The following is a 20,429-nucleotide window of genomic DNA, read 5'->3' as shown; positions in this document are numbered from 1 at the left end:
GAGGGCACGTCGTAGCCTTGGGGCGTGGTTGCTTCGACGTCCCAGCTCAGGATCGGTCCGTATCCGGTTGATCCGCCGGTGGTGCTCGCGCCGATGGCGGGCATCACGAACGTCGCGTTCCGGCGGCTGTGCCGGCAGTACGGCGCCGGGCTGTACGTCTGCGAGATGATCACCGCGCGCGCGGTGGTCGAGCGGGATCCGAAGACCCGGCACATGATGACCTTCGACGAGCACGAGTCGCCTAGGTCGGTGCAGCTCTACGGGGTCGACCCGGCGACCATGGCCGAGGCCGTGAAGATCATCATCGGCGAAGGGCTCGCCGACCACGTCGACACGAACTGGGGCTGCCCGGTGGCCAAGGTGTGTCGCCGGGGTGGCGGGGCCGCTCTGCCGTACAAGCGCAAGCTGTTCGCCAACATCATCGCCGCGACCGTGGCCGCCGCCGCGCCGCACGGCGTGCCGGTGACCGCGAAGTTCCGCATCGGCATCGACGACGAGCACCGCACCTACCTCGACGCCGGCCGGATCGCCGAGGCGGAGGGCGCCGCCGCGGTGGCGCTGCACGCGCGCACCGCCGCCCAGCGGTACTCCGGTCAGGCCGACTGGGAGCACATCGCCCGGCTCAAGGACGCGGTCACCACGATCCCCGTCCTGGGCAACGGCGACATCTTCACCGCCGCCGACGCGTTGTCGATGATGGCCAAGACCGGCTGCGACGGCGTGGTGATCGGTCGCGGGTGTCTCGGCAGGCCGTGGCTGTTCGGCGAGTTGCAGGCGGCGTTGCGCGGCGAGGAGCCGCCGCCAGGGCCGAACCTCGGCGAGGTGGCCTCGGTGCTGCGCCGGCACGCGGAGCTGCTGGTCGAGCACGACGGCCCGGAGAAGGGCATCCGCGATCTGCGCAAGCACATGGCCTGGTACTTCATGGGCTTCCCGGTCGGCGCCCAGCTGCGTCGCCAGCTGGCCATGGTCACCACCATGACCGAGCTGGACGACCTGTTGGCACAGCTGGATCCGCACGCCCCGTTCCCGGCGGCGGCGCAGGGCCCGCGCGGGCGTCAGGGCTCGCCGGGAAAGGTCACGCTGCCCTACGGCTGGCTCGACGACCCGGACGACCCGAGCGTGCCGTTCGCCGCGGACGTCATGCACTCCGGCGGTTGAGGCCGGATCCGGCAACCGCCCCAACGGCCTCGGCTGAGGCACTAGCCTTTTGCTGTGCCGTTGAGCAACGTCCGCCGGGTCTTCGTCCGGATCGCCGTGATCGCCGTCGCGTTGCTCGCCACCGGGTGCAGCACCTCGATCTCCGGGCAGGCGGTGCCGGCGGGCGCCGGCTCGCCCGAGCGGGATCGGGGACTGGTCGAGGCCTACTACGAGGAGCTCAACGCCGCGGCCGACGACGGCACGCTCGACGACTTCCTGCGCCACACCCAGCATCCCGACTATCTGGACCGGCTGTGCGACCTCAGCGGGCTGACCGTGAACGTGCTGCCGGCGATGTCGACGTTGCGCGCCGACCCGAGGTGGGTGCCGCCCGAGGAGTCCGACCGGCCCCGCGGCGCGGTGTACGTACTCGGTGTCTCGCTCAGCATCCGCGAGCAGGGCACCCTTCTGGGTGAGCAGATCGGCTCACAGCGCGTGGTGGTTCTCGACGGCCGGGCCTACGGCTTCTCACCCTGCCTGTTCGGAGAATGACCAGCCACGTCACGTTCAGGACGCCGCCTGACAGCCGGTCCTGACCGCCGGCGGGCCGTCACTGGGTTGGAGCAGTAGGCATTCCACCGGTCGAGGGAAAACGGAATCCAGCCGTCCCAACGCCTCAAGAGAACTCTCCCCTGGGACGAAGAGACCTAGGTAGGGAGGTGACGCGGTGGCCGTTCTGGACCAGGGCCTGGCGCAGCCAGGACCAGCCCGGCGCGACCGGAAGACCGGCGAGCCCACTGTACCGATGCAGCATCCGACCCGGCATCTTGACGCGCCAGAGTCGGACGAGGCGCGCCTCGTCGAGTTGCACCAGGCCATCGCCGATCTGCTCGCCTCCCGCGGCCAGTGGCGCCAGGCCTACGAACACCTGCGCCACGCACTGAACCTCGCCACCGCCGCGCGCACGCCGCGCGTGCCAGAACAGTTCCGGCTCGAGGTCGCCCGGCTGCGCCGGGAACACGCCGAGGCCCGCGAGCAGAGCATCCGGGACGGGCTCACCGCCAGCTACAACCGCCGCTACCTCGACCAGAAACTGCTCGAGGCGGTCGACGGCAGCGGGCTCGCGGTGGCGCTGGTCGACCTCGACTGGTTCAAACAGGTCAACGACACCTTCGGCCACCTCGTCGGCGACCGGGTGCTGTGCCAGGTCGTCGAGTTGCTGCAGGTCGCCCTGCCCGAAGGCGGGTTCTGCGCGCGCTACGGCGGCGAGGAGTTCGTGCTCATGCTGCCCGGGGTGGACCTCGCAACCGCCATCACCATCGCCGAGGAAGCCAGGGCGCGCATCGAGCGGTTCCCGTGGTCGACGATCGTGCGCGGGCTGCACGTGACCGTCAGCGTCGGCGTCACGCACCAGCACGCGGCGGGCGGCCGGGCGATCACCGAGCCGGAGCAGCAACTTCGCCGTGCGGACGGGCTCCTCTACGCGGCCAAGCAGTCGGGGCGCAACACCGTCGCCTATCGCGTCGGGAGCGAGGTGCGGCTGTCCGGGTCTCCTGGCGGCCAGCGACGCTGACCAAAGGACGCGACCAAAGACGGTGCGGCAGTTCGATAACGTTTGGGTCGCCGCGAGCGATAGCCCAATTGGGCTAACCCAATGAGCCCAACTGCGCACACAAAGTCGCCAAAACGAGATCCATGGTCGTCACGGGTGGCATCCATCCGTACTATCTCGGCTCGGAACCACACTATGGGTCGGAACTGTCCTAGGGTCTACAACGTCTTGGTTAAGAAAGCGGCACAGCTTCGCGTGTCGCAGCGCGAAGATGGCGCGAGGTGAAAGGAGCTGCGGGTGCCCGACGACGACCACCTTGGTGGCGCCCGCTCCGGTGATCCTCACGGACACGGCCGCAGGCACCGGCGGGATGAGCCGGACGAGCAGCCGCGGCGTCGCCGTCGGTCGATGGAGGACAACCAGGGCGGGCTCAGCGTCGCCGATCTGGTTCAGCGGCACACGGGCGTCCGCCCGATCCCCTCGCTGCCGCCCTCGGTGCCGCCGTCGCCACCGCCACCGCAGCAGCAGTCGGGCCGGCGCGCGCTGCCGCCAGGACCGGCACCCCGACGCGACGGTGCGCCCAACGGCCACCACAACGGCGAGCCCCTTGACCGACCGGCAGGACCGCCACCGGCGGAGCCGCCGCGTGGCGGCCGGGCGCCGGGCAGGCGGCCAGGTGAGGCCACTGGTGGACCGCAGGCGTGGACGGAGCAGCCTGGCGGGCCTCGGCCCGGTCGGCAGCCGTCCGGGCCGGTACCCACCGAACGACCGGCCGGCAGACCACAGGCTGGCCCGCTGCCGGGTGGTCGCGAGTCCGCCTCCCCGCCTCCGGCCAGCCGCCGCCGCGATCCTCGGCCGCCAGCGAGCCCGCCGCCTCCGGTCGACCAGGCCGGCGCACCACTTCGGCCGTCGCCAGGTCAGCGCCCGGCCGGGCAGGGTTCCGGCCCCAGCCGCCGCCTACCCGCCGACGGCGACTTCCGGCGTCATCCCGGGCCGGCAGACGACTTCCCCGGCGGTCCGCCGCCGCGTCGGGAGACCGGCGAGTTCCCCGGCGGACCGCCACAACGCCACCCCGGACCGGGCGCCGACGACTTCCCCTCATCGCCCCCGTTGCGGCGCGAGACCGGCGAGTTCCCCAGCGGACCGCCACAACGACATCCCGGGCCAGGCGCCGACGACTTCCAGTCGAACCCCCCACCACGGCGCGAAACCGGCGAATTTCCCAGCGGACCACCGCAACGCCACCCCGGGCCAGGCGCCGACGACTTCCCGTCAAACCCCCCACCACGGCGCGAAACCGGCGAGTTCCCCAGCGGGCCGCCACCGCGCCGACCCGGGCGTCCAGGGGCCGACGACTTCCCTTCCGGCCCCCAGCAACGCCACCCCAGCGTCGACGACTTCCCGTCGAACCCGCAGGCCCGCCGGCCGGGCCCGCCCCCCGGTGGCCCCGAGGCCGACCTGCCGCCCGGCGCCCGCGAGTCCGGCATCCGCCGAGCGCTGAACGGCGAGGAGATCCCCGGCCCCGGCCAACGCTCGATGCCGGCCCGCCCGCCAGGGCAGAACACCGGCCACAGCCCCGTTCCGCTGCCCCCGCCCCGCCCGTCGGGCGAGGAGGCCATCTCGATGACCACCGAGATGGAGGCCATCGGCGACGAGGTCCAGAAACGCCGCTCCATCGACCACACCCTCGCCCGCTTCTCCGCGGTGCACGACGAGCTGCAGGCCGAGGAACGGGAGAAGAAGTCCAAGCGCCGCAAGCTCCCGTGGCAGCAGCAGGACGAGGAGATGGACCGGCTCGACGAGCTGGTCAGCAACCAGACCATCGCCGTCCCGCAGGACGCCCCGCCCGCCGAGGACGAGCCGGCGGCTCGGCTGAAGGGCAGGAAGGCCCGCCGCCGGGAGAAGTCCCTGCGCGCTGGCCGGGCCTTCGCCGTGGTCGCCGCCACGCTGATCTTCCTCGGCACCGGGTTCGGCTGGGGCGTCAAGGCCTGGATCAACTCCAGCACCCAGCAGGTCGACGCGCTCGACCCGAACTCGAACGCCATCCAGGACGCCGACGCCCAACGCGGTGACGAGAACTTCCTGCTGGTCGGCTCCGACACCCGAGCAGGCGCGAAAGAGGGCGACGGCGTCGGCAGCGAGAGCGACATCGTCGGCGCCCGCTCGGACACCGTGATGATCGCGCACGTGCCGAAGAGCCGGGAACGCGTCGTGGTGGTGTCGTTCCCCCGCGACCTCGAGGTGGACCGGCCGGCGTGCGAACGCTGGAACGCCAAGACCGGCGAGTACACCGGCGAGACCGACCCCGGCGAGGACGTCGTCAAGATCAACACGGCCTACCAGGTCGGCGGGCCGAAGTGCGTGACGAAGATGGTCCAGCAGATCTCCGGCCTGGCGATCAACCACTTCATCGGCATCGACTTCCACGGCTTCAAGGAGATGGTCGACGCCGTCGACGGCGTGCAGGTCTGTGTCGAGCGGCCGCTGAATGACGAGGTGCTCGGCACGATCGTGCCGAAGGCCGGCAAGGACGTCACCCTCACCGGCGACCAGGCGCTGAACTTCGTCCGCGCGCGCAGTGTCGAGGGCGACCCAACCGCGGACTACGGCCGAATCATCCGCCAGCAGCGGTTCCTGTCCTCCCTGCTGCGCAAGGCGATGTCCTCGGAAGTGCTGCTGGAACCCAGCAAGCTGACCGGTTTCGTCAACGCGTTCGCCAAGTCGACCTTCGGGGACAACATCGACGTGGACACCCTGTTCGTGCTCGGCCAGTCGTTGCAGGGCGTCGAGGCGGGTCGGGTCACGTTCATCACCGTGCCGACCGTCGGCGAGGCGAACGACAACGGCAACGAGGATCTGCGCGTCGAGGACACCGACGCGTTGTTCGGCGCCATCCGCAACGACACACCCCTGCCCGACGAGGCCCCGGCCAAGGGCGAACAGGGCAAGGTGCCGCCCAACGCGCAGCTCACCGCCTCGTCCCGCCACCTGTTGCGCCAGGAGCCGCCGGCCACCCCGGTCGACCCGAAGACGGTGAAGATCCAGGTCCTCAACGGCGGCAACGAACAGGCCGGCATCGCCAGAATCACCGGGGATGAGCTCGCCGAACTCGGGTACCAGGTCGTCTGGACCGACACCTCGCCAGAGCAGGTCGACCGAACGGTGATCAAGTACTCCAAGGTCAAGCAGGCCCAGGCACAGACGCTGGCGGCCTCGGTGCCGGGCGCGGAGCTGGTCGAGGACCCGGCAGCGGGCGGTGCCCTGCAGCTGATCATCGGTCCCGACTTCGACGGCGAGGTCGTGTCCCCCGACGGCGGCGCGCCCCCGGCCGAGCTGCCGGACCTGTCGACGGTCAACGCGGGCGACGAGTCCTGCGCCTGAGCTGGTGGCTGATTGTGTCCTCGGGTTCATGTGGGATTCACCCTGCGATGCGGTAGTCAGCCGCATGCGGCCGTAGGCTGGCCGCATGCGTGAGGCTTATCGAGGCGAACTGGACGATCTGGCCGACGAACTGGCCGGCATGTGCTCGATGGTCGCCACGGCCATGGAACTGGCCACCAGGGCGTTGCTCGAGACCGACCTCGGTCTGGCCGAACAGGTGATCGGCGACGACGCGAAGGTCGACGACGCGCGCTCCTCCTGCGAGGAGCACGCCTACGCGCTGCTCGCCCTGCAGGCACCGGTGGCCACCGACCTGCGCACGGTGCTCGCGGCCATCCATGCCGCGGAGAGCCTGGAGCGGATGGGCGACCTCGCCCTGCACGTGGCGAAGGCGGCCCGCCGCCGGCACCCGCAGCCGGTGCTGCCCGACCAGGTGGCCCCGTACTTCCAGGACATGGGCCGGATCGCGGTCGAGCTGGCGCGCAAGGCCGAGCAGGTGATCCTGACCAGGGACGTCGACCGGGCCAACGCGCTGGAAGAGGCCGACGACGAGATGGACGACCTGCACCGGCACCTGTTCACGGTGATCATGGACAAGGACTGGCCGCACGGCGTCGCGTCGGCGGTGGACGTGACCCTGCTCGGCCGGTTCTACGAGCGCTTCGCCGACCACTCGGTGTCGGTGGCCAAGCGGATGGTGTTCGTGGTGACCGGCCGGATGCCCGGCGCGGCCCACGACGACGTGGTGTAGCGGGCCCGGCTAGCGGCGGGGAGCCACCGACTCGATCATCTGACCGAGGGAGTGGATCATCCTGCCTGAGTCGGCCGGGGAGAACGTGCTGCTGATCGAGCCGTCCTCGCCCGGCGGGCGGGCAAGCGAGAGGTACCGGCCGGCGTCGGTGTCGAACCAGGTCAACCCGCCGCCCGGCACCTCACGACCGTGGCGGCCCTTGCCGGACACGGCGAAGAACCCGGTGCCGGTGCGTGGGCGGGCCAGGTAGCTGGCCGCCATCCGCAGCCGCTGGTCGCCCCCCGACGGGCGGTTGACCGGACGGAACAGCTCTTCGTGCACGTCCCCGCCGCTGAGCCTGGCTGACACGGGTGCCGGCTGGTTGACCGTCACCGACTGCCCTGGACCGGCGTCCAGCTTGGGCAGCAGGCCGACCAGGGTGACCGCGAGCGCCGTCGGACGGATCAGCTCCAGGCGCAGCCGGCCACCGGTGAGCTGGGCGAGCACGCCGTGCTCGGTGGTGGCCGACGCCCTGGCGTAGAGCTCGTCGCGGTCGTTGACCGTGCCCATCACGGCGACCGCGACGCCGTAGTCGGTCAGCGTGCGCAGGGCCCGCTCAAGGTCGGGATCGACCTCCCCGCCGCGGATCAGCCCACGCCGGCCGAGGTCGGCGAACACCGCGCGGGCGATCCGCAGCCGGTCCACCTGCAGCTTGCCCGCACTGGGGATCTGGAAGGGGAACTGCCGGATGTTGGCGCCGAGCAGCTGCGCCAACATGTCCGCGTCGGTCAGCGAAAGGACGAAAGGTCTGGCCATCACTCACCGATCACGGATGGTGCGGTGATCTCGTCGGTACCGAACACGGCGTCCGGGTCGCCCTCGACCAGGAACGACGGCCGCTGGTGCTCATCGTCGTCCTCGCCCTGGCCGCGTGCGCCACCCATCCCGCCCATGCCACCGCCGGCGCCACCTCGGCCGCCCATACCACCGCCGCCGGGACCACCACGCATGGCGGCGTTCTCCGCCGCCATCGCGCCCGCGCCACCCATGCCGCCCGGGCCCATGCCGCCGCGGCCGAGGCCACCGGCGCCCGACCCGGAGCCGGAACCAGAGCCGAAGCCACCAGGACCGGAGCCGCCGCCAGGACCGCCGCCGGGGCCGAAACCGCGCCCGCTGCCGAAGCCGCGCCGGTCGAGGTCACCGCCGCCAGGACCGCCGCCGGGACCGATGGGCATCGGGCCGGGAGGCAGGTACGGGTTGTTGCCGCCGCCGGGCGGGTTGCCTGGCGGGTTGCCGCCGGGCGGGAAGGGGAACGGGCCAGGTCCCGGGCCGGGCAGCTCGGCGCCCGCGCTCGGGTTCGTGCTGCCGTTGCCGCCAGAGCCGTCGCCGAAACCGCCGCCCGAGCCGCCAGAACCACCCGAGCCGCCACCGGAACCACCGGAGCCGCCGGACGGGATGCTCGGCACCCCGCCGCCGGAACCGCCGCTGCCACTGCCGCTGCCACTGCCGAAGGAGCCGCCGGAACCGTTGCCGCTGCCGTCGCCGCCGCCGTCGCCCGGCTGCATGCCGACCCGGTCGATGCCGGAGATCTCGTCACTGCCGCCAGGGCCGGCCATGGTCGGCGGCTGGGTGAACGCCGGCATGGTGCTCGCGCTGCTGAGACTCATGTCGTACGTGCCGACGACCTGCGCGGCCTGCTGGTGGGCCTCCTGCTGGGCGTTGTACTGGCCCATGTAGTTGGCGTACTTGGTGACCATCTCGATCGGGTTGGTCGTGGTGCGCAGGTCCTGGTTCGCGGCCGCCGCGTCGAACTCGACCGGTTCCGGCATGGAGCGCTTCGCCTCGGAGAGCGACTCGGCCTGCAGGTTGGTCTGCGTGCCGGCGAGCTGTGCGCTCTGCCCGGCGGTGCCCACCCAGTTCCCGACGTCGGCCATGAACTGGCGCGCCGAGTTGCCGGCCGCGCCCTGCCAGTCGGCCTCGCTGTTGTTGATCGCGGTGGCGACGTTCTCCTGGAACAGGGTCATCTCGTTGCCGGCGTTGATCCAGGTGTCGCCCATCTCGCCCACCACGGCCGGGTCGACGTCGTCGGTGACCATGGTCTTGAGGTCCGGGTGCCCGTAGCTCATGTAGTTCGCGCACATCACCATCGGCGACGGGCGGGTGGTCACGCCCTCCGCGAGCTCGGCCGCCTGCGCGTTGAGCTGCTCCTCGTAGGCGGTCTCCACCCGGCCCTCGCGGGTGAACCGGTTGATGAGGGTGTCCAGCCAGTTGCCGCCCGCCTCCTGGGCATCCGCCTGCGCCTCCGCGTCCTGGCGGGTGTCGGTGCCGGTGTCCGAGGTCTGGCCACGGTCGATGTACACGCTGCTGCCGGCGTCATACGTCGGGTCGTAGTCGCCCTGGCTGTTGTAACCGTCGCTGTTGTAGTCGGTGTTGCCGACGGGCTGACGATTCTGAGGTGCCATTTCCAACCGCTCCAGATCAGGGCAACTTGGGTTCAACGAGTTCTGCGGCCTGGTTCGCGACCGTGCACGCCTTGGCGAGGTCCCCGCCGGCGACGCTGATCACGTCCACCCGGGACGTCTCGTCGAGTTCGATCGCGATCGCGCACGCGCCGAGATCGCCGGTGTACTGCACGGCCTCGTGCGAGCCGATCCGCTTCGGTTCCGGGGTGGACTTCGACTCGACGTCGGCCAGGCCGAGGCTGTCCCAGACGTCGGTGCCGACGGTGTGGCTGCCGGAGGCCTGCCAGGTGCACGACCGGGCGCCGCCGATGGTCTCCTCCTCGCCCTGGCTCACCGACAGCGTGGCCTGGTCGTCGGTGGAGAGCAGGTCGCACGGCTCGAGCGACTCGGCAGGCGAGTCGCCCCCGGAGCCGGTGGACTCCGACGGATCCGGCGACTCGGTCGGGCCATCGCCATCGGGGACCTGCAACTCGGTGCCCTCGTCCTCGCCCGACGTGGCCGAGCCCGGTGTCTCCGACGAGCAGCCGACGAGCCAGATGGCGGCCGTCGCGACCGTCGCCACGAACAGAGCCGTACGCCTCACTGGATACCTTCCCATCACGCCTGAACGAATCCCTGGCTGTGCGCCTCATCGGCGTTCTGGTAGGAGGCCATGGCCGCCTCGATGCCCTGCTTCGCCTCGTCCAGGGACGCCCGGAACTGCTGGAGGGTCGTGATGAAGCCCTCCTGGTCCTCGGCGACCTGCTGGAGGTGCGGCCGCATGGCCTCGGCGCCCTGGCTGGAGCCGAGCGGCGCCGGCTGCGCGAGCGTGACCAGCCGGCGGGCCTCGCCGTCGATCCAGTCGCTCATCCGCGTGATCGCGGACAGCAGGGCCGCTCCGCCGGTCTCGTTGACCGCGAAGGACCCCGCCATCGCCGCCTTGGCGAAGGACGACACGCCGGCGGCGATGCCGCCCATCCCGTCAACCGCATACATACTCGTCGGCCCCCACTACAGTGCCACCAGGTGATAACCCCGCACGGTACCAACTCACACCGGTGCGGGACTCCATTGTGACGAAAGTTGGCGCGACTCGGTTCCCGACTGTGAACCTCGAGTTGATCAGCCGAAGCGGCCGGAGATGTAGTCCTCGGTGGCCTTCTGGGTGGGGTTGGAGAAGATCTTCTCGGTCGCGTCCATCTCGATCAGCTTGCCCGGCTGGCCGACGCCCGCGAGGTTGAAGAACGCGGTCTGGTCGCTGACCCTGGCCGCCTGCTGCATGTTGTGCGTGACGATGACGATCGTGTAGTCCTGCTTGAGCTCGCCGATGAGGTCCTCGATGGCCAGCGTCGAGATCGGGTCGAGCGCCGAGCACGGCTCGTCCATCAGCAACACGTCCGGCTGCACGGCGATCGCCCTGGCGATGCACAGCCGCTGCTGCTGCCCACCGGACAGCGACGAGCCCGGCCGGTTGAGCCGGTCCTTGACCTCGTTCCACAGGTTCGCCCCGCGCAGCGACTGCTCGACGACCTCGTCGGCCGCGTTCTTGGACATGCGCTTGTTGTTCAGCCGCATGCCGGCGATCACGTTGGCGTGGATCGACATCGTGGGGAACGGGTTTGGCCGCTGGAACACCATGCCGATCTGGCGGCGCACCCGCACCGGGTCGACGTCGCGGCCGTAGAGGTCCTCGCCGTCGAGCGCGATCCGGCCCTCGATCCGGGCGCCGGGGATCACCTCGTGCATCCGGTTCAGCGAGCGGATCACCGTCGACTTGCCGCACCCGGACGGGCCGATGAACGCGGTCACCGCACGCGGCTCGACCGCCATCGACACACCGGCCACCGCGAGGAAGTCGCTGTAGTAGATGTTGAGATCCTTGATGTCCAGTCGCTTAGCCATCGCTGTCCTTGTCGTCGACCGTCACCGGCGGCCGGTCTTTGGGGAGAAGAAGCGGGACACGAGCCGGGCCACCAGGAACAACAGCATGACGATGATGATCAGCGTCAACGCCGCCGCCCACGCCCGGTCGTAGTTGATCGTGGTGATGCCGTTGGGCGCCAACCCCTGGCTGTACTGGCGGTACACGTACACCGGCAACGTCATCATCCGGCCGTCGAACAGGTTGTAGTTCGTCGAGTTGACCACGCCGACGGTGATCAGCAGTGGCGCGGTCTCGCCGATCACCCGCGCGATGGCCAGCATGACCCCGGTGACCAGACCGGCGGCCGCGGTGCGCAGCACGACCTTGACGATCGTCAGCCACTTCGGCACGCCAAGCGCGTAGGCGGCCTCCCGCAGCTCGTTGGGCACCAGCTTGAGCATCTCCTCCGACGCCCGCACCACCACCGGGATCATCAGCACCGCGAGCGCGACCGAGCCGACCACGCCCATCCGCACGCCCGGCCCGAACAGCAGCGCGAACAGCGCGTAGGCGAACAACCCGGCCACGATCGACGGGATGCCGGTCATCACGTCGACGAAGAACGTGATCGCCTTGCCCAGCCTCGTCGGCCCGTACTCCACCAGGTAGATCGCGGTCAGCAGGCCGATCGGCACCGAGATCAGCGTCGCGAACAACGTGATCTCGAGCGTGCCGATGATCGCGTGGTACACGCCGCCGGCGTCCATCCCGCCGAACACGCCGCGCATCGTGTACGACAGGAAGTACCCGTCGAACCGCTCGAGGCCGTACTGCAGGACCGTCCACAGCAGGCTGATCAGCGGGATCAGCGCCAGCGCGAACGCGGAGTACATCAGCGTGGTGGCCACCCGGTCGGTCGCCGCGCGGCCGCCCTCGACCACCCTGCTGGCCACCAGCAGCGCCAGCGCGTGCAGGATCGCGCCGAGGAACACCGTGAGCGGGATCGAGAACGCGTCCAGCAGCGCCAGCAGACCGCCGACCACCACCAGCGAGCCGACGAACACCGCGATCGGCGTGTACCTCGGCAGTTTGCCGTGGGTGAGCTTGCGGCCGACCAGACTCGCGTCGAGGTCCGTCGGTGCCTGGACCCTGGTCATCAGTTCGCCCCCGAGAACTCGGCGCGCCGGGACACGATCCACCGCGCGATCATGTTGACCACCAGCGTGATCACGAACAGCACCAGACCGGTGAACACCAGCACGTTGACCCCGAGGCCACTGGACTCCGGGAACTTCAGCGCGATGTTCGCCGCGATGTTCTGCTGCTGGCCCGGCTGGAGCAGGAAGATCGAGTAGGACAGGCCGGGCGAGAGGACCATGGCCACGGCCATGGTCTCGCCAAGCGCCCGGCCGAGGCCGAGCATCGTCGCGCTGATCACGCCGGAGCGGGCGAAGGGCAGCACCGCCATCCGGATCATCTCCCAGCGGGTGGCCCCCAGCGCGAGCGCCGCCTCCTCGTGCAGCGTCGGGGTCTGCAGGAACACCTCACGGGAGACCGCGGTGATGATCGGCAGGATCATCACCGCGAGCACGATGCCGGCGGTAAGGATCGTGCGCGGCGGGCTCGCGGCCGGTCCCTCGAAGATCGGGATGAAGCCGAGGTTCTCGGCCAGCCAGTCGAACACCGGGTACAGCTTGGGCATCAGCCACAGCGCGCCCCACAGGCCGTAGACCACGCTGGGGATCGCGGCGAGCAGGTCGACCACGTAGCCGAACACCTGGGCCAGCCTGCGCGGCGCGTAGTGCGAGATGAACAACGCGACGCCGATGGCCACCGGCGTGGAGATGATGAGCGCGAGCAGGGCGGCCAGCACGGTGCCGAACACCAGCGGGCCGACATAGCTGAACAGGGTGCGGTCGCCGAGCCAGCTGACCCGCTCGGCGAGTTCGGTGGAGTCGGCCTGGATCGCCGGCAGGGCCTGCGCGATCAGGAACAGCGCGACCGCGGCGAGGATGACGAGGATGAGGACGCCGGCGGATTTCGCACTGATCGAGAAGACGACATCGCCAGGTCGTTGGGGTACGCGCTGTTTTCCGGGTGGCGTGCGCGAGGTCGCCGGTTCGCCCGTTGTGGTCACGAGACAAGTCTCCGCAGCAGGGGTGGCCGGACCGACCCGGGTGGGCGGTCACCCGAAGGTGTCCGCCCACCCGGCGCTGCCGACCGTAACAAGGTGCCAGTCACTCAGCTGCCGACGGTAATGGCCTCGAGCGCGGCCTCGACGTCCGTCCGGAGCGTGTCGGAGATCGGCGCCGCGCCGGCGGCGGTGGCCGCCTGCTCCTGGCCCTCCGTGCTCGCCATGTAGCCGACGAACGCCTTCACCAGGTCACCCTCGGCGGCCTCGGGGTAGTCCAGGCACACGATCGTGTAGGAGACCAGCACGATCGGGTAGGTGCCCTCGGCGGTGACGTCCCGCTTGAGCTCGATGCCCAGGTCGTGCTCGGGGCGGCCCTCGACCTTCGGCGACTCGTCGACGACCTTGGCGGCGGCCTCGGCCGAGTACTCGACGTAGTTCTCGCCGACCTTGATCTTGGCGACGCCCAGCTCACCGGCCTTGCTCGCGTCCGCGTAACCGATGGTGCCGTCGCCACCCTGGACGGTCTGCACCATGCCCGAGGTCTGCGCGGCGGACTGCGTGCCCTGGATCGGCCAGTCACCGCTCGGCTCGTGCGGCCACGCGTCCGGGGCCACCGCGGAGAGGTACTCGGTGAAGTTCTCCGTGGTGCCCGACTCGTCGGAGCGGTTCACCGGCCGGATCGGCCCGCTCGGCAGCTGCGCGTCCGGGTTGTCCGCGGCGATCTCCGGCGCGTTCCAGGTCTTGATCTTCCCGTCGAAGATCCCGGCCACGGTCGCTGGCGAGAGCTGCAGGTTGTCGACGCCCTCGAGGTTGTAGATGACGGCGATCGGGCTGATGTAGAGCGGCAGGTGAATCGCCTCGCCGCCACAGCGCTCGTCGGCGGCGGCCTGCTCCTCTTCGTCCATCACGGCGTCCGAGCCGGCGAACGCGACCGCACCCTCACCGAACTGGGTTCGGCCGGCACCGGAGCCCGCGGCGTCGTAGCTGATGGTGGCGTCCGGATTCGACGACTGGAATCCGGCGATCCAGGCCTCCATGGCGGATTCCTGGGAGCTGGCACCGGCACCGGCGATCTCGCCGGACACGGCGGCGGCCTGCTCGCCGCCATTGCCACTGTCGCTGTTTCCGTCAGTGGATTCGACGGGGTCGTTTCCGCACGCGGACAACGCCAGCGCGCCCGCGGTGACGATGGCCGCGATGCGGCCGTAGCGGATGGGCTTCACTGTTTCCTCTCGGGTGTGTCGAAGTCACGAGACGCCCGCTCCGGGGATGTCCGGACGGCACAGCGCGGACGCTAAAGAAGGGGGGTGGACGGGCCACCCTGTAGAGGTAAACACCAGGTGAACAACCCCGAATTGTGACCTTTGTTGCTCTGGGTAACAGTCACCCGAGTTCAGCGCTGGTACGAAACATCCGTTTCGGCGATGGAAAAACCTAACCTGCTGTACACCGTGACGGCAGGTGCGTTGTCCGATTCGACATAGAGAATGATCTCCCGCATTTCGGCGGCGCGCAGATGCGCCAGGCCGACCAGGGTGAGCGCGGTGCCGAGCCCACCGCCCTGTGCCGAGGGGTCGACGCCGACGACATAGACCTCGCCGACACCGTCCGGGTGAACCTTGGTCCAGTGGAAGCCGACCAGCCGGTCCTGATCCTCGGCGAGGAAGAACCCGGCCGGGTCGAACCAGGACTCGCTCTCGGTCGCCACCAGGTCGGCGACGCTGAGCTGGCCCTGTTCGGGGTGCCAGTCGAAGGCGCGCGCGTTGACCGCGACCACCGCGTCCTCGTCCCGGCCCGGCTCGAAGGTCCTGATCAGGAGGTGGCCGGGCAGCTTGGGCTCCGGCAGCTCCCGGTCCGGGCGCAGCCGCATCTTCAGCAGCTCGCGCACCCTGGCCAGGCCGGTGCGCTCGGCCAGCCGGGCCGCGGCCGGGTGATCGCCGTGGGACCACAGGCGCAGCGGGCCGTCGACGGTGAGCACCTCGTCGACCAGCCGGGCGCCGATCCCCCGACCCCGCCGGTCGGGGTGCACGACCAGCTCGACGACCTGGTTGCCGAACGCGTCGCCCGCGGTGTCCAGATGCGCGTAGCCGACCAGGGCGCCGGCGTCGTCGGCGGCCAGCAGGTGCCGGCCGCCGCGGAACTCACGGGGCAGCGGGCCGTCGGCCGCGACCTCTGGTCTGCCGTCGTGCGCGCGTGCGGCCAGCAACAACTCCCGGACGGCGTCGGCACGGTCGGCGAGCTGGTCGAGCCAGGTCAAGGTCACCACGGACCCGACCGTACCCGCCGGTTACCGCCGAACGCTCTGCTCAGCGGCCAGGTCGTGCCCGGACGTGGCCTTCGGCGGCTGGACGAACTTGTAGCCGACGTTGCGCACGGTGCCGATCATCTGCTCGTGCTCGGTGCCGAGCTTGGCGCGCAGCCGCCGGACGTGCACGTCCACGGTGCGGGTGCCGCCGAAGAAGTCGTAGCCCCAGACCTCCTGCAGCAGCTGCGCCCTGGTGAACACCCGGCCCGCGTGCTGGGCCAGGTACTTGAGCAGCTCGAACTCCTTGTAGGTCAGGTCGAGCGGCCGGCCACGCAGCCGCGCCATGTACGTCGCCTCGTCGATGACCAGCTCACCGAGCCGCAGCGCGCCGTCCGCGCCCGGCGCCCCGGCCGGTCCGCGCGAGGTCAGCAGGCGCAGCCGGGCGTCCACCTCGGCCGGGCCGGCGGTCGGCAGCAGGATGTCGTCCACCCGCCACTCGGGGTTGACGGCCACCAGGCCGCCCTCGTTCACGATGGCCATCACCGGCACGCTGTCCCCGCCGCTGGTGAGCAGCCGGCACAGGCTCTTCGCGGCGGCCAGGTCCACCCGCGCGTCGACCAGCACGACATCGCGCGAGCCGGCGTCGAGCAGCGCGGTCACCTCTGGCGCCTGGGTGCGCACGTGGTGGGGCAGCAGCATCAGGGATGGCACTACCGCGCCCGGCGTTGGGTCCGCGGTGAGCAGCAGCAGGTCGAGGCTCATGGGCCCGCCTCTCTGGGAAGCTCTGTGGCTTTCCGGGAGAATAGCCGCTGTGCCCGCCAAATGTCCTGGTCGTGACATACGTGTCACACGAGTGCACCAACGATCGGGCGCACACCCCCTTCACCCGGACACGCCGCCCCGAGGAACATAGCTGCCATGACGACCACCACCGACCCCGGCAAGCCCCGCACGACGCCCAAGCGTCGACGGCGGACCCGCAGGCTGGTCATCTCGCTCGTGGTGCTGCTCGGCCTGCTGGTGGTGGCCGACTTCGGTGCGGCGGCGGTGTTCGAGTACCAGGTGTCCAAGCGCGCCCGCGAGCAGTTCAACCTCACCGACGACCCCTCGGTGAAGGTGCACGGCACCTCCTTCCTCACCCAGGCCATCTCCGGCGAGTACGACCACGTGGCCATCGACGCCAAGGGCGTGCCGGTGCAGGACACGCTGCGTGACCTCGAGGTGCACGTCGACCTGATGGGCGTGATCGCGCCGCTGGGCGATCTGGTCTCCGGCGAGCTGCGCGGGGTGGAGGTGCGGGAGGTCGAGGGCCAGGTGCGGGTCAAGGCCTCCGACGTCACCCGCGCCCTGTTGGAGAACGAGAACCCGCTGATCGCCTCGATCACCAACCTGACCATCGACCCGGTCACTGAACAGGACGCGCAGACCGACCCCGAGCAGCGCACCGACGAGGAGCAGGCGATCGCCGAGCGCGCGGAGAAGCTGGAGAACGAGGACGACACCACGGCCGGCACCCGGCTGTGCGCGACCATCGACCTCGGCGGCGAGGAGACCGACCTGTGCGCGTTCGGCCTGATCACCCTGGTCGACGCCAAGGCGAGCTTCGTGCCGTCGCGCCTTGAGCTGCGCAACAGCGTGCTCGGCAGCGGCCAGTTCCCCGACGTGCTCGAGGCCGACATCCTGCGGGCGCTCAAGGTCACCCTCGACCCGGGCGAGCTGCCGTTCACGGTCACGCCGACCGCGGTCAGCGTCGAGCCGGGCGTGCTGTCGGTCAAGGGCAAGGCCTGGGACGTGCTGCTCGGCGGCTGACCGCGCCGAACCATCCCCGCGACCTGCGGAAATCCACGCACTCGGCCCGTCCCACCTGGTGGACACGACTCCCAGAGGTAGGGAGCTGGCGGTAGTGTGCATGCCGTGTACTCCTTGCTGACCAGGCAACTGACGAGAAGGCGCGCGGTCGACTACTGCCGCGTCGACTCGAGCCTGTGTCTGGCTTCTGACTGACGGGCGGACCAGAAACCTCCGCCCGCGCTGGTTCCCCCATCCCAGCCGCCGCAGTCAGGGAGGTCGCCCATGCCGCGTGCACGTTCCGCCTCGGCTGCCCGATGTGCCCCTGCGTTGATCCCGCCCGAATTGTCCCCAGTGAAGGAGAGAGCGCGCCGATGAGCCGCGAAGACGTCTTGGTCACGGCCGAATGGGCCGAAGAGAACCTCGCAACCCCGGGGGTGGTGTTCGTCGAGGTCGACGAGGACACCTCCGCGTACGACGGCGGCCACCTCCCCGGCGCGGTGCGGATCGACTGGAAGACCGAGCTGCAGGACCAGGTGCGCCGGGACTTCGTCGACCGCGCGGGCTTCGAGAAGCTGCTGTCGGGCAAGGGCATCGCCAACGACGATCGCGTCGTCCTCTACGGCGGCAACAACAACTGGTTCGCCGCCTACGCCTACTGGTACTTCAAGCTCTACGGCCACCAGACCGTGCAGCTGCTCGACGGCGGCCGCAAGAAGTGGGAGCTGGACGGCCGCCCGCTGGTCAAGGACCAGGTCACCCGGGACGAGACCAACTACACCGCCAAGGAGCAGAACACCGCGATCCGCGCGTTCCGCGACGAGGTGGTGGCCGCCATCTCGGCGAAGAACCTGGTCGACGTGCGCTCGCCGGACGAGTTCTCCGGCAAGCTGCTCGCGCCGGCGCACCTTCCCCAGGAGCAGGCCCAGCGCGGCGGCCACATCCCGTCGGCGATCAACGTGCCGTGGAGCAAGGCGGCCAACGAGGACGGCACGTTCCGCAGCGAGGACGAGCTGCGCGAGCTGTACAAGGACGCCGGCATCGACGACGGCAAGTCCACCATCGCCTACTGCCGCATCGGTGAGCGCAGCTCGCACACCTGGTTCGCCCTGCACGAGCTGCTCGGCTATGCGGACGTGAAGAACTACGACGGCTCATGGACCGAGTACGGCTCGCTGGTCGGCGTGCCGGTCGAGGTCGGCCCCGGCACCAACTGAGGAGACGCGATGAGCAACGACGGATGCGGCGCACCCACGCAGACCGCGCAGCTGCCGGCCGGGATCGACCTCGACAAGGAGATCGTGTTGGGCGGCAAGGTGACCGCGGACGGCGAACCGGTCGGCGGCGCGTTCGTGCGGCTGCTGGACGCGAGCGGCGAGTTCACCGCCGAGGTCGTCTCCTCCCCGGATGGCGACTTCCGGTTCTTCGCCGCACCAGGTCAGTGGACGGTGCGCGCGCTGCACCGGACCGGTAACGGCGAGGCGAAGGTGACCGCGGAGGCTCCTGGCCTGCACCCGGTCGCCGTCACGGTCGATTGAGCAGACCTCACCCAAGAACGCGGGACGGCCGCCTGAGCGGCCGTCCCGCGTTCGCATATCCTCGCCGGGTGGAACTGATCTCGACCATGCGCGCGGGTTTGGCGCGATGACCCAGGAAGCCCCGGTCCCCGGCAGTGGCGACGCCGCGGTGCGCGCGGCCGCCGAGCGCGCGGCCATCACTCGCGGCCGCAACGTCCCGCAGTGGCCGGATCTGCCGATCCCCAACGACACGGCCAACCTGCGCGACGGTGCCGACCTGAACGACCGGCTGCTGGCGTTGCTGCCGCTGATCGGCGTGTGGCGCGGTGAGGGCGAGGTCGTGTACCCGACCATCGAGTCCGCCCACTTCGGCCAGCAGATCACCTTCGCGCACGACGGCCGCCCGTTCATCTTCTACGAGTCCAAGGCATGGCTGCTGGACGCCGACGGCAAGGTGATCCGGCCGGCGGCGCGCGAGGTCGGCTGGTGGCGGCCGCAGCCGGACGACACCATCGAGCTGCTGCTGGCCCACGCCACCGGCGTGATCGAGATCTACTACGGCGAGTCGCGGACCCAGACCTCCTGGGAGCTGGCCACCGACGTCACCATGCGCACGGCATCGGCCAAGGAGGTCACCGGCGCCAAGCGGCTCTACGGCCTGGTGAACAACGGCGACCTGGCCTATGTCGAGGAACGCGCCATGGTCGGCCAGCCGCTGCAGCCGCACACCTCGGCGCTGCTGCGCCGCGTCGCCGGCTGAGCCGGCTCAGGCGTACTCGGACTCGTACAGCGCGTTGAGCTCGGCGTGCAGCTCGGTCGCGTCGGCCAGCTGCCGGCCGTCCAGCGCGCGCACCTTGGTGATCTTGCGGACGCTGGAGGCGAGGAACACCGCGTCCGCCGAGGTCAGGTCGTCGAGGTGGAGCGGTTCCAGCTTGGTCACCCAGCCGGCGGCCTCGGCCGCGCGGAACAGCGCGCCCTGGGTCGTGCCGCGCAGGATGCCGTTGCTCGGCGGCGGGGTGCGCAGGGTGCGGCCGTGGACGACCACCACGTTGGACGTCGGGCCCTCGAGCACCGACCCGTCGGCGGCGATGAAGATCGACTCCTCGGCGTCGTGCGCCTCCGCCCAGCGCAGCGCGGCCATGTTCACCGCGTAGGACAGCGTCTTCGCGCCGAGCAGCAGCCACGGGGCGCGGGCGACGATCTCCGGGTCGAAGCCCCGGTCGAGGGTGACCGCGCGCACCCCGGCGACCCGGTTGCGCAGCACCTTCTCCGAGATCGCCAGGCCCATGGCGTAGCCGGTCGGCGTGCCGTCGCCGAACTCCGGGCCCCGGGTGTAGACCAGCTTGAGCGCCATCTCGGCCGGGCCCTGCCAGGCGTCGATGACCGTCCGCGCGCAGCGCTCCCAGGCGGCGCGGTCGGGGTCGGGCAGCGCGAGCGTCCGCGCGGAGTGGGCCAGCCGGTCGAGGTGCGGGCCGAGCTCGCGGGGTTTGCCGTCCACCACCAGGACGGTCTCGAAGATCCCGTCACCCCGGGTCAGCCCGAGGTCATCGACCCGGATGTGCAGCCCGTCCGGGTCGGCCAGAGTTCCGTCCAACATCGCAAGCACCCGCATGCCGGCAGCCTACTCGGCAACCGGCCTA

General features: G+C 70.5%; 20 protein-coding genes. 9 read left to right on the top strand and 11 right to left on the bottom strand.

Annotation, left to right across the window (positions count from 1 at the left end; translation table 11 throughout):
- Positions 1–24 precede the first annotated feature (24 nt).
- The 5 genes from dusB (at position 25) to phoU (ending at position 6,821) form a co-directional block, all read left to right on the top strand.
- On the top strand, positions 25–1,158 hold the full coding sequence (dusB, locus tag ACYVIP_RS04970) for a tRNA dihydrouridine synthase DusB (RefSeq protein WP_460392460.1): 1,134 nt from the start codon (positions 25–27) through the stop codon (positions 1,156–1,158).
- Between the two features lie 54 nt (positions 1,159–1,212).
- Complete coding sequence (locus ACYVIP_RS04965; RefSeq protein WP_460392458.1) at positions 1,213–1,689, top strand: hypothetical protein; 477 nt, start codon at positions 1,213–1,215, stop codon at positions 1,687–1,689.
- A 175-nt stretch (positions 1,690–1,864) separates the two neighbouring features.
- On the top strand, positions 1,865–2,710 hold the full coding sequence (locus ACYVIP_RS04960) for a GGDEF domain-containing protein (protein WP_460392456.1): 846 nt from the start codon (positions 1,865–1,867) through the stop codon (positions 2,708–2,710).
- Between the two features lie 276 nt (positions 2,711–2,986).
- Complete coding sequence (locus tag ACYVIP_RS04955) at positions 2,987–6,070, top strand: LCP family protein (protein WP_460392454.1); 3,084 nt, start codon at positions 2,987–2,989, stop codon at positions 6,068–6,070.
- A gap of 85 nt (positions 6,071–6,155) precedes the next feature.
- Positions 6,156–6,821: a phosphate signaling complex protein PhoU gene (phoU, locus tag ACYVIP_RS04950; protein ID WP_460392452.1), complete on the top strand. Its 666-nt coding sequence runs from the start codon at positions 6,156–6,158 to the stop codon at positions 6,819–6,821.
- Between the two features lie 9 nt (positions 6,822–6,830).
- Here the strand turns inward: phoU and ACYVIP_RS04945 are convergent, their stop codons facing one another.
- The 10 genes from ACYVIP_RS04945 to ACYVIP_RS04900 all read right to left on the bottom strand — a co-directional run bounded on the left by ACYVIP_RS04945 (position 6,831) and on the right by ACYVIP_RS04900 (position 16,246).
- Entirely contained in the window at positions 6,831–7,616 is a 786-nt protein-coding gene (locus ACYVIP_RS04945) for an ESX secretion-associated protein EspG (protein ID WP_460392450.1), read from the bottom strand.
- Positions 7,616–9,262: a hypothetical protein gene (locus tag ACYVIP_RS04940; RefSeq protein WP_460392448.1), complete on the bottom strand. Its 1,647-nt coding sequence runs from the start codon at positions 9,260–9,262 to the stop codon at positions 7,616–7,618. The genes ACYVIP_RS04945 and ACYVIP_RS04940 overlap by 1 nt, the downstream gene beginning before the upstream one ends.
- 16 nt (positions 9,263–9,278) lie before the next feature.
- A complete protein-coding gene (locus ACYVIP_RS04935; protein WP_460392446.1) occupies positions 9,279–9,845 on the bottom strand; it encodes a DUF3558 family protein in 567 nt (188 codons plus the stop codon).
- 14 nt (positions 9,846–9,859) lie between these two features.
- Positions 9,860–10,219, bottom strand: a complete 360-nt coding sequence (locus tag ACYVIP_RS04930; RefSeq protein WP_460392444.1) for a hypothetical protein — start codon at positions 10,217–10,219, stop codon at positions 9,860–9,862.
- A gap of 144 nt (positions 10,220–10,363) precedes the next feature.
- Complete coding sequence (pstB, locus tag ACYVIP_RS04925; RefSeq protein ID WP_460392442.1) at positions 10,364–11,143, bottom strand: phosphate ABC transporter ATP-binding protein PstB; 780 nt, start codon at positions 11,141–11,143, stop codon at positions 10,364–10,366.
- A gap of 21 nt (positions 11,144–11,164) precedes the next feature.
- Positions 11,165–12,262 carry a phosphate ABC transporter permease PstA gene (gene pstA / locus ACYVIP_RS04920; RefSeq protein ID WP_460392440.1) on the bottom strand — a complete coding sequence of 366 codons (1,098 nt, stop codon included), beginning with the start codon at positions 12,260–12,262 and terminating at the stop codon, positions 11,165–11,167.
- The gene (gene pstC, locus ACYVIP_RS04915) at positions 12,262–13,242 is read right to left on the bottom strand and encodes a phosphate ABC transporter permease subunit PstC (RefSeq protein ID WP_460392438.1); all 981 of its coding nucleotides are present in this window, start codon (positions 13,240–13,242) and stop codon (positions 12,262–12,264) included. The genes pstA and pstC overlap by 1 nt, the downstream gene beginning before the upstream one ends.
- A 104-nt stretch (positions 13,243–13,346) precedes the next feature.
- On the bottom strand, positions 13,347–14,462 hold the full coding sequence (gene pstS, locus ACYVIP_RS04910; RefSeq protein WP_460392436.1) for a phosphate ABC transporter substrate-binding protein PstS: 1,116 nt from the start codon (positions 14,460–14,462) through the stop codon (positions 13,347–13,349).
- 170 nt (positions 14,463–14,632) lie between these two features.
- On the bottom strand, positions 14,633–15,505 hold the full coding sequence (gene mshD / locus ACYVIP_RS04905; RefSeq protein WP_460392434.1) for a mycothiol synthase: 873 nt from the start codon (positions 15,503–15,505) through the stop codon (positions 14,633–14,635).
- Between the two features lie 21 nt (positions 15,506–15,526).
- Positions 15,527–16,246 carry a winged helix-turn-helix transcriptional regulator gene (locus tag ACYVIP_RS04900; protein ID WP_460392432.1) on the bottom strand — a complete coding sequence of 240 codons (720 nt, stop codon included), beginning with the start codon at positions 16,244–16,246 and terminating at the stop codon, positions 15,527–15,529.
- Between the two features lie 156 nt (positions 16,247–16,402).
- Between ACYVIP_RS04900 and ACYVIP_RS04895 the strand changes: the two genes are divergently transcribed.
- The 4 genes from ACYVIP_RS04895 to ACYVIP_RS04880 all read left to right on the top strand — a co-directional run bounded on the left by ACYVIP_RS04895 (position 16,403) and on the right by ACYVIP_RS04880 (position 19,549).
- Positions 16,403–17,293: an LmeA family phospholipid-binding protein gene (locus tag ACYVIP_RS04895; protein WP_460392430.1), complete on the top strand. Its 891-nt coding sequence runs from the start codon at positions 16,403–16,405 to the stop codon at positions 17,291–17,293.
- A 353-nt stretch (positions 17,294–17,646) separates the two neighbouring features.
- The gene (locus ACYVIP_RS04890) at positions 17,647–18,489 is read left to right on the top strand and encodes a sulfurtransferase (RefSeq protein ID WP_460392428.1); all 843 of its coding nucleotides are present in this window, start codon (positions 17,647–17,649) and stop codon (positions 18,487–18,489) included.
- A 9-nt stretch (positions 18,490–18,498) separates the two neighbouring features.
- Positions 18,499–18,810 (top strand): DUF1416 domain-containing protein, encoded by a 312-nt coding sequence (locus tag ACYVIP_RS04885; protein WP_460392426.1) that lies wholly within the window; start codon positions 18,499–18,501, stop codon positions 18,808–18,810.
- Between the two features lie 106 nt (positions 18,811–18,916).
- The gene (locus tag ACYVIP_RS04880) at positions 18,917–19,549 is read left to right on the top strand and encodes a heme-binding beta-barrel domain-containing protein (RefSeq protein ID WP_460392424.1); all 633 of its coding nucleotides are present in this window, start codon (positions 18,917–18,919) and stop codon (positions 19,547–19,549) included.
- A 6-nt stretch (positions 19,550–19,555) separates the two neighbouring features.
- Here ACYVIP_RS04880 and ACYVIP_RS04875 read toward each other — a convergent pair whose 3' ends face one another.
- Positions 19,556–20,401 (bottom strand): aminodeoxychorismate lyase, encoded by an 846-nt coding sequence (locus ACYVIP_RS04875; protein ID WP_460392422.1) that lies wholly within the window; start codon positions 20,399–20,401, stop codon positions 19,556–19,558.
- Positions 20,402–20,429 lie beyond the last annotated feature (28 nt).

Source organism: Actinophytocola sediminis (assembly GCF_054779715.1).
The sequence above is the reverse complement of the archived record's forward strand: the minus strand, read 5'-3'. Positions and strand labels throughout refer to the sequence as shown.